At 75.1% G+C, this 8,694-nt stretch carries 5 protein-coding genes and 1 pseudogene; 4 read left to right on the plus strand and 2 right to left on the minus strand.

The window, feature by feature from the left end:
• A partial coding sequence (locus tag HF577_RS35280; protein WP_211175334.1) for a hypothetical protein occupies positions 1 to 195 on the minus strand: 195 nt, incomplete at its 3' end.
• A 21-nt stretch (positions 196 to 216) separates the two neighbouring features.
• Between HF577_RS35280 and HF577_RS35285 the strand changes: the two genes are divergently transcribed.
• On the plus strand, positions 217 to 507 hold the full coding sequence (locus HF577_RS35285; RefSeq protein WP_169400345.1) for an acylphosphatase: 291 nt from the start codon (positions 217 to 219) through the stop codon (positions 505 to 507).
• A 55-nt stretch (positions 508 to 562) separates the two neighbouring features.
• Complete coding sequence (smc, locus tag HF577_RS35290; RefSeq protein ID WP_169400346.1) at positions 563 to 4,180, plus strand: chromosome segregation protein SMC; 3,618 nt, start codon at positions 563 to 565, stop codon at positions 4,178 to 4,180.
• Between the two features lie 12 nt (positions 4,181 to 4,192).
• On the opposite strand, the gene HF577_RS35295 is transcribed toward smc, so the two are convergent.
• On the minus strand, positions 4,193 to 5,062 hold the full coding sequence (locus HF577_RS35295; RefSeq protein ID WP_312859590.1) for an alpha/beta fold hydrolase: 870 nt from the start codon (positions 5,060 to 5,062) through the stop codon (positions 4,193 to 4,195).
• A gap of 121 nt (positions 5,063 to 5,183) precedes the next feature.
• On the opposite strand from HF577_RS35295, the gene HF577_RS35300 reads away from it, so the two are divergent.
• Both HF577_RS35300 and HF577_RS35305 read left to right on the plus strand, forming a co-directional pair.
• Positions 5,184 to 8,207, plus strand: a complete 3,024-nt coding sequence (locus tag HF577_RS35300) for an ATP-binding protein (protein ID WP_169400347.1) — start codon at positions 5,184 to 5,186, stop codon at positions 8,205 to 8,207.
• Between the two features lie 130 nt (positions 8,208 to 8,337).
• A pseudogene (locus HF577_RS35305) lies at positions 8,338 to 8,694 on the plus strand (signal recognition particle-docking protein FtsY); the annotation flags it as partial.

An 8,694-nucleotide genomic window follows, 5' to 3' on the forward strand; every position in this document is an offset into this window, starting at 1 on the left:
GACGGGGGCCGTGGGGGCGGCCGCGGGTGCGACGTCCTTGCGGATCGCCGGGGGCGCGGCGAGCGCGGCGTCGTCGTCGACCCGGGCGGCGGTGGGAACGGGCTCAGGAACAGCGAGAGCGAGACTTCCAGCCAGTACTACTCCGATCGTCAGGCCGAGGAGAAGGGTTCCCGCGCGATGCCCGAAGCTGAACACGGTGCGTAAAGTAGCAGGATTGTGACAACAAGCAACGATTCGGCTGTTCGGCTCAACATGTGGGTCGCCGGTCACGTTCAGTCAGTGGGTTTCCGGTGGTGGACGAGGTGCCGGGCGCTGGAACTGGGACTGGTCGGCTCGGCCCGCAACCTGCCGGACGGTCGCGTCGCCGTGGTCGCGGAAGGCGACCGCCGGGCGTGCGAGGGGCTGCGCGACGCCGTCCGGGGCGGCGGCACGCCGGGGCGCGTCGACGAGGTCGTCGAGCAGTGGAGCCACGCCCGCGGTGGCCTGCGGGGATTCGTCGAAGCCTGACGGTAATGTTCGTCGACCGCCCCCCGGAGAACGCCGTCCCCTGGAGAACGCAGCCGTGCACCTCAAGAGCCTGACGCTGAAGGGCTTCAAGTCCTTCGCCTCGGCCACGACGCTGCGCCTGGAACCCGGGATCACCTGCGTGGTCGGGCCCAACGGCTCGGGCAAGTCCAACGTGGTCGACGCGATCAGCTGGGTGCTCGGCGAGCAGGGCGCGAAGGCACTGCGCGGCGGGAAGATGGAGGACGTCATCTTCGCCGGTACCTCGGGAAGAGCGGCGCTCGGCCGCGCCGAGGTGACGCTCACCATCGACAACTCCGACGGTGCCCTGCCCATCGACTACTCCGAGGTGTCGATCACCCGCCGGATGTTCCGGGACGGTGCCGGCGAGTACGAGATCAACGGATCGCACTGCCGCCTCCTGGACATCCAGGAGCTGCTGTCGGACTCCGGCATCGGCCGCGAGATGCACGTGATCGTCGGGCAGGGGCAGCTCGACTCGGTGCTGCAGTCCAAGCCCGAGGACCGCCGGGCCTACATCGAGGAGGCCGCAGGCGTCCTCAAGCACCGCAAGCGCAAGGAGAAGGCGCTCCGCAAGCTCGACGCGATGCAGGCCAACCTCACCCGGCTCACCGACCTCACCGCGGAGCTGCGCCGCCAGCTCAAACCGCTGGGCCGGCAGGCGGAGATCGCGCGTCGGGCGCAGTCCGTCCAGTCGGAGCTTCGTGACGCGCGGTTACGGCTCGCCGCCGACGACCTCGTCACCCTGCGCGACAGCCTCGCGCGTGAGGAGGCCGACGAGTCGACGGCCCGCGCCCGCCGCGCCGAGGTCGAGGAGCAGCTGTCGGTCGCCCGCGTCGAGCAGGAACGGCTGGAGCTCGCGCTGGCCCAGGACGCCCCGCGGCTCGCCGCCGCGCAGGACACCTGGTACCGGCTCTCCGCGCTGGCGGAGCGCCTGTCCGGCACCGTCCGGCTCGCCCAGGAACGCACCCGCCACCTCGCCGACCCGCAGGAACGCACCCCGGGGCGCGACCCCGACGAGCTGGACGCCGAGGCCGACGCCGTCTCCGAGCAGGAGGACGAGCTGGTCGAGGCCGTCGCCGAGGCCCGCAGACGGCTGTCGGACGTGCTGGAGGAACGCGCCGACCACGAGCGGACCCTCGCCGCGGCCGAACGCGCCCACATGGCCGCCGTCCGCGCGCTCGCCGACCGCAAGGCGGGCCTCGCCACCCTCGCTGGGCGCGCCGAGGCGCTGCGCAGCGGCGCCGCCGCCACGGCCGACGAGATCGACCGGCTCTCCGAGGCGCTGGCCGAGGCCGAGGAGCGCACCGAGACCGCGGCGGGCGAGCTGGAGCTCGCCCGCGACGAGCTCGGCGGCCTCGGCGGCGACGACCCCGCCGACGGCTCGCTCGCGAGCTCGCTGCGGGAGCTCGAGCAGCGCTGCGCCGAGGCCGTCGAGGCCCACGACGGCGCCCGCAGGCGGGTGGCCGAGCTGGTGGCCCGCGAGCGCGAGCTGGAACAGCAGCGCGCGCACTGGCGGGCCCGGGTCGACGCCCTCTCGGTCGGGCTGGCGCGCCGCGACGGGTCGGGCGCGTTGCTCGACACCGACGGCGTGCTCGGCGCGGTGTCCGGCCTGCTCACCGTCGAACCGTGGGCGCGGGTGGCGGTCGCGGCGGCGCTGGGCGAGCTCGCCGACGCACTGGCGGTGGCGAGTCCCGACGCCGCGGTCGACGCGCTCCGCCTCCTCCGCACCCGCGACGCGGGCCGGGCGTCCCTGGTGGTGGGCTCCGCCGAGGTTCAGGAAAGCCACTTTCAGGCCCTCTCCGGGCAGGAAAGTGGCTTTCCTGAACCCCCGGTGGGGCGCTGGGCCTCCGGGCTCGTCTCCGCCGAGCCCGCGGTGCGGGGCGCCGTTGCCCGGCTGCTGCACGGTGTCGTCGTCGTCGACGATCTCGAGGCCGCCCGTACCGTCGTCGCCGCGCACCCGGAGCTCACGGCCGTCACCACCGACGGCGACGTGCTCGGGGCGGCCAGGGCGTCCGGTGGTTCCGGCTCGGCCTCCAGCGCGCTGGACGTCCAGGCCGCCGTGCAGGAGGCCGTCGAGCAGCGGGAGGCGGTCGAGGAGGAGCTGGCGGGCCTGCGTCCGGCGCTCGACGGGGCCCGCGCCGAGGAAGCCGCCCGGCTGAGCGAGGTCGAGGTCGCGCGGCGGCAGCAGACGGCGGCCGAGCAGCGCCGGGCCGCGGCGTCGGCCCAGCTCGGGCGCTACGAGCAGGCCGTCCGGTCGGCCACGGCGGAGGCCCAGCGGCTGCGGGAGCGCCGCGACGCCGTCGAGGCCCGTCGCTCCGACGCGTTGCTCGCGCTGGAGGCCGCCGAGCAGCAGCTCGCCGTGGCCGAGGACGAGCCGGTCGACGACGAGCCCGACACCGAGATCCGCGACGCCGCCGCCGAGTCGCTCGCCGCCGCGCGCGCCGAGGAGGTGGAGGCGCGGTTGACGCTGCGCACCGTGGAGGAGCGGGCGCGGGCCATCGCGGGCCGTGCCGACTCGCTGCGCCGGCAGGCGTCCTCGGAGCGGCAGGCCAGGGCCAGGGCGGCGGCGGCCCTGGAGGCGCGCGAACGCGGCGCCCGGATCGCGAATATCGTCGTGGCCGCCGGCCAGACCGCCTCGGAGCAGATCGCCGTCTCGCTGGCCGCGGCGGCCACCGAGCGGGACGCCGCGGCGGCGGCCCGCGACTCCCGGGAGCGGGCACTCGGCGAGGCCAGGGCCACCACCCAGCGGCTCACGGGGCTGATGGAGAAGCTCACCGACGCCGTGCACCGCGACGAGGTGCTGCGCGCGCAGTCCCGGCTGCGGCTGGAACAGCTCACGGAGAAGATCCTCGCCGACCACGGTCTCGGCATCGACGACCTCGTCGCGGAGTACGGCCCGGACACACCCGTGCCCGCCTCGGCCGCGGAGATGGCCGAGTACGAGGCGGCGAAGGAGCGCGGCGAGGACGTCGTGCCACCGCCGCCGATGCCCTTCGACCGCGCCACCCAGCAGCGCCGCGCACAGCGTGCCGAGAAGGACCTCGGCCTGCTGGGCAAGGTCAACCCGCTGGCGCTCGAGGAGTTCGCGGCGCTCGAGGAGCGCTACCGGTTCCTGTCCACCCAGCTGGAAGACCTCAAGAACACCCGCCGCGACCTGCTCACCGTCGTCCGCGAGGTGGACGACAAGATCCTCGAGGTCTTCACCATCGCCTACACCGACGTGGCGCGGGAGTTCGAGACCGTCTTCGCCACCCTGTTCCCCGGTGGTGACGGCAGGCTGGTCCTCACCGACCCCGACGACATGCTCACCACCGGCATCGAGGTGGAGGCCCGGCCGCCCGGCAAGAAGGTCAAGCGGCTGTCGCTGCTGTCCGGTGGGGAGCGGTCGCTGACGGCGATGGCCCTGCTCGTGGCGATCTTCCGCGCGCGGCCGTCGCCGTTCTACGTGCTCGACGAGATCGAGGCCGCCCTCGACGACGTGAACCTGCGCCGGCTCATCTCCCTCATGGAGGAGCTGCGGGAGACGAGCCAGCTCATCGTCATCACCCACCAGAAGCCGACGATGGAGGTGGCCGACGCGCTCTACGGCGTCTCCATGCGCGGCGACGGGATCACCACGGTCATCAGCCAGCGCCTGCGCGCGGCGAGCTGACCGGGCGGGGGCTCAAGCCAGGTTCTGCTCGACGAAGCCGGTGACGGCGGCGGCGAACGTCTCGGGCTCCTCCAGGTGCCCCATGTGCCCGCTGTTCTCGAACACCACGAGCTGCGAGCCGGGGATCGTCTCGTGCAGCTCCTGGCCCCACCGCGGGCCGCAGATGAACCCCCACCGGCCGGTCAGCACGAGGCTGGGCAGGTGCAGCGCCGCGAGCGCGTCGTGGTGGCGCCACGGTCCCTCGTCCGACGTGACCGCCCACGCCTGCAGGCTCGTGCGCATGACGTCGTACGCCTCGACCGTGCGGGAGTCGGCGAAGTAGGCCGGGAGCAGGCCGCGCATCGACGCCGTGTACTCCTCGTCCGTGCCGGTGGCGAGCGCCTTCCAGGTGGCCATCGCCTCCTGCGCCTCCGGCCGGTCGGCGTAGCGCTCCAGGAACCTCTCCAGGTTCTGTGCCGCGTCGACCATGATCTCCGGGCCGGCGAGCGGCGCGGTGTCGAAGAGGATCAGCCCGGCGAGCCGGTCGGGGTGCCGGATCGCGTACCGCTGGGCCACGAAACCGCCGTGCGAGTGGCCGAGCAGGTGCACGTCGGGCACGCCGAGGTGGTCGAGCAGCGCCTCGACGAACTCCACGTAGCGGTCCACCGAGTACCCGCCGGGGTGCTCGGGCAGCCGTCCCGACTCGCCGGTGCCGATCGGCTCCACGTAGACGCAGGTCAGCTTCTTCTCGAGCAGCGGCATGCGCAGGTAGTCCCACCCGATGCCCGGACCTCCCGGGTGGAGCACGCAGACCGGGCCACGTCCGGCGACGTGGTAGCGCATGGGGACGCCGTTCAGCTCGAGGGTGTGGGTGCCCTCCTGGAGGGCGGGTGTCGTCGGCACGGACGGTTCTCCTGTGGGTCGGCGGGGAAGCACCGGCGGGCGCGCCCTCCACCTGGAGGCGCGAGTTTCCGGCTCGCGGGCCGCGAGATCCGATCGGTCCGGTGGGGACGAGAATGGGGGAGTGGATCAGGACCGCAGGCTCGTCGGCCGCGAGGCCACGCTCGCCGCGGCCCGGGTGGCGCTCGACGAGGTCCTCGGCGGGGCCGGGCAGCTGCTGCTGGTGTCGGGGGAGCCGGGCATCGGGAAGTCCGCGCTGCTCGGAGAGGTCGTGCGGACGGCCGCGGCGCAGGGGGCCCGGGTGCTGCGGGGCACCTGCTGGGAGGCGGCCGTCGCGCCGCCCTACTGGCCGTGGACGCAGGTCCTGCGCTCCGTCGACCGGTCCACGGTGCAGCTCGGTGAGGCCGCCCGCCTGATCGAGCGGTCCGCGCCCGACGGCCCCTCGGCGGCACTGCCGTTCGAGATGTTCGACGCGGTGGCCCGGGTGCTGGCCGAGCTGGCTGCGCACTCGCCAGTGGCTGTGGTCCTCGACGACCTGCAGTGGGCCGACGAGGCGTCCGTCCGGCTGCTGTCCTTCCTCCGCACGCAGCTCGCCGCCGATCGCGTCCTCCTGCTCGGCGCCTTCCGTGACACCGAGTCGGGCGCCGAGCTGCGCCGGCTCACCGAGACGGCACAGCTGCTCCAGCTGGGCGGGCTGACGGCCGACGACGTCGCCGCGCTCATGCGGCGCACGGGCGGCCCGCACGCGCCCCTCGAACGGGCGGAGGAGATCCGGAGCCGGTGCGGCGGGAACCCGTTCTTCGTGCGCGAGGTGTGCCGGCTCGGCGTCGCCGACGGCTGGGACGCGACCGCGGCCGGGCGGATCCCCGACGGCGTGCTCGGCGTCCTGCGGCGGCGGCTCGGGCGCCTCTCCGCGCCGTGCGCCGCGATGCTCACCGCCGCCGCGGTGGCCGGCCGCGTCGTCGAGCCCGAGGTGCTGGGCCGCGCGCTCCCGACCGGCGACGCCGCCGGGACCGCGGCTCTCATCGACGAGGCCGTCGCCGCGCGGGTCCTCGCGCCGGACGGGGCGAGGACCTCCTTCGTCCACGACCTCTACCGGGAGACGCTGCTCGCGGACTGCCCGTCGGCCCGGCTCGCCGAGCTCCACGCGGCCGTCGGCGCGGCACTGCGGGACGTCACCCCGCCGGATGCGCTCACGGGGGACCGGCTGTCCCGGCTGGCCGCCCACTTCGTCGCGGCCGGACCGCCCGCGGCCGCGGAGGCGGTGCGGTTCTCCGTGCTCGCCGCCCGGGACGCCACCTCCCGGCTCGGTCACGAGGACGCCTGCCGGCACTACGAGCTCGCGCTGGGTGTGATCGACGCGGTGGCCCCGCCCGCGGGGTCGGCGCAGCGCACCGCCCTGCTCGTGGAGCTCGGAGCGGCGCAGGCGCGGGCCGGGAGCGCCGACGCGGCGCGGACCGCCTACGACGAGGCCGTCCGGCTGGGGCGGGCCGGGGGCGAGTGGGAGGCGGTGGCGCGGGCGGCGATCGGCCGCTACGGCCTGGGCAGCCGCGACCCGGTGGAGTACGCCACGGTGATCTCCGTGCTGGAGGAGGCGGACAAGGCACTGGCCGCGTCGGGTACGGCTGACGTCGCGCTGCGCTGCAGCCTGCTCGCCACCCTGGCGCGGGCCCGCCGGCACGCGGACCCGCGCCGCGTCGACCCGGAGGCCGTCGAGGCCGCGGAGCAGGCCGTGGCGCTGGCGACAGGCGACCCGCGCTCACGGGCGGAGTCCCTGCTGGCCCTGCACGACGTCCTGTGGGTGCCGGGGCGCGCGTCCGAGCGGCTCCCGGTGCTGGACGAGATGCTGGCCGCCGCCGTTGCCGCGGACGACCCGGAGCTCGTCGCGGTGGCCCACCAGCTGACGGCCACCGCGCTCATCGAGACGGGCGACCCGGCAGGGCGGCTCGCGCTCGAACGGTACGTGCACCTCGCGGCCGGGCTCGGACACGCGCGCGGCCGCTGGGGCGCGCTCAGCCGCCGGGCGACCCTCGCCGAGCTCGCCGGGCGCGTCGAGGAGGCCACCGACCTCGCGGGCGCCGCGCTGGAGCTGGGCTCCGTGATCGGCGAGCCCGACGCCCCCGGCTGCTTCGCCACGCTGCGGTCCTCGCTCATGGCGATCGGCGGCCCTGAGCTGACGCTCGACCTGGGTGGCCTGGACGAGAACGACCAGCTGTGGCCGGTGTTCCCGTTGATCCGCGCGCTCGCCCCGGCGTTCCGCGGCCGGTACGAGGAGGCCGCCGAGCGTCTCGGGGACTTCGCGGTACAGGACGTGCTGCAGAAGTACGACCTCGAACTGGTCGCCGTGGCCGCCACCGTCTTCGCGGCCGTCGGCTCGGACGCGCAGCGCACGTGGACCTACGAGCGGCTCGTCCCGGTCGCGGGGCTGCACGTCGTGGTCGGCGGGTGCGCGGCCTACTACGGGCCGGTGGACCATCTCCTCGGAGAGCTGGCCGCAGCCCTCGGACGGCGGGACGAGGCCGTGGCCCACCTCACCGCGGCGGCGCGGCAGTGCGACCGGCTGGGGGTCGCGGCCTGGTCGCGGCGCAGTCTCGACGCGCTCGCCCGCATGGGCGCCGGGCCGGACGAGCCGGTGGTGGAGCGCGACGGCGGCACCTGGCGCCTGGCGTTCCGGGGCCGCGTGGAGCACCTGCCCGACGCGAAGGGCCTGCGCGACCTCGCCGTCCTCCTCGGCTCTCCCGGGCGGGACGTGCACGTGCTCACGCTGCTGGGCCGGGACGTGCCGCCGACGGGGTCCGATCCCGTGCTCGACGACCGGGCGATGGCCCGGTACCGCCACCGCCTGGGCGAGCTCGACGGCGACATCGACGAGGCGGTCGAGTTCCAGGACCTGCACCGGGCCGAGCGGCTCCAGGCGGAACGGGACGCGTTGCTCGCCGAGCTCGCCGCCGCCACCGGGCTCGGCGGGCGACCCCGGCGCCTCGGGGACGAGACCGAGCGCGCCCGCAAGACCGTGGGAGCGCGGATCCGGGACGCGCTGCGCCGGGTGGACGCGGTGCACCCCGAGCTCGCCGAGCACCTCCGCGCCACCGTCGGCGTCGGCACGGTCTGCCGCTACACACCGCAACCGGTGCCGACGAGGGAGTGACCGGCGACATGATCTTCCCGAGGTCCTGAGGATCGCCCTGGCCAGGGCCATCTCGTCGATCTGACAACGATCACGGTGAACGCCAGGTGCTTGGCGCCCCTGCCGTTGCTTCGCATGACAGGGTGGACAGGTGACCACGGAGACCTTCTGGATCATCATCGCGATCGCGGCGGTGGTCCTGCTCGTCGCCGTCGCGCTGGGGCTGGTGCTGCTGCGGCGACGGCGGATAAGCCTGCGTGAGCCGGGAGAGGTCGAGGGCGGCACGAGCCCCGGCACCGCCCCGCCACGCGGCGGCACCTACAAGGCCGAGAGCGGCTTCTCCTTCACGGCGGGCTCCGATACGGCTGCCCCCCCGGCCGCACCACCGGAGCAGCGGGCCGAACCCGCGGCACCGCCGACGAACCGCGCGCCCACGGCGGACCTGCTGCCGCCGGTGGACACCGCGCCCCCCGCGCCGCCGGCCGAGACAGCGCCTCCGGCCCAGACC

Origin of the sequence: Pseudonocardia xinjiangensis (assembly GCF_012911925.1) — a bacterium.
GTDB classification, from domain to species: domain Bacteria; phylum Actinomycetota; class Actinomycetes; order Mycobacteriales; family Pseudonocardiaceae; genus Pseudonocardia; species Pseudonocardia xinjiangensis.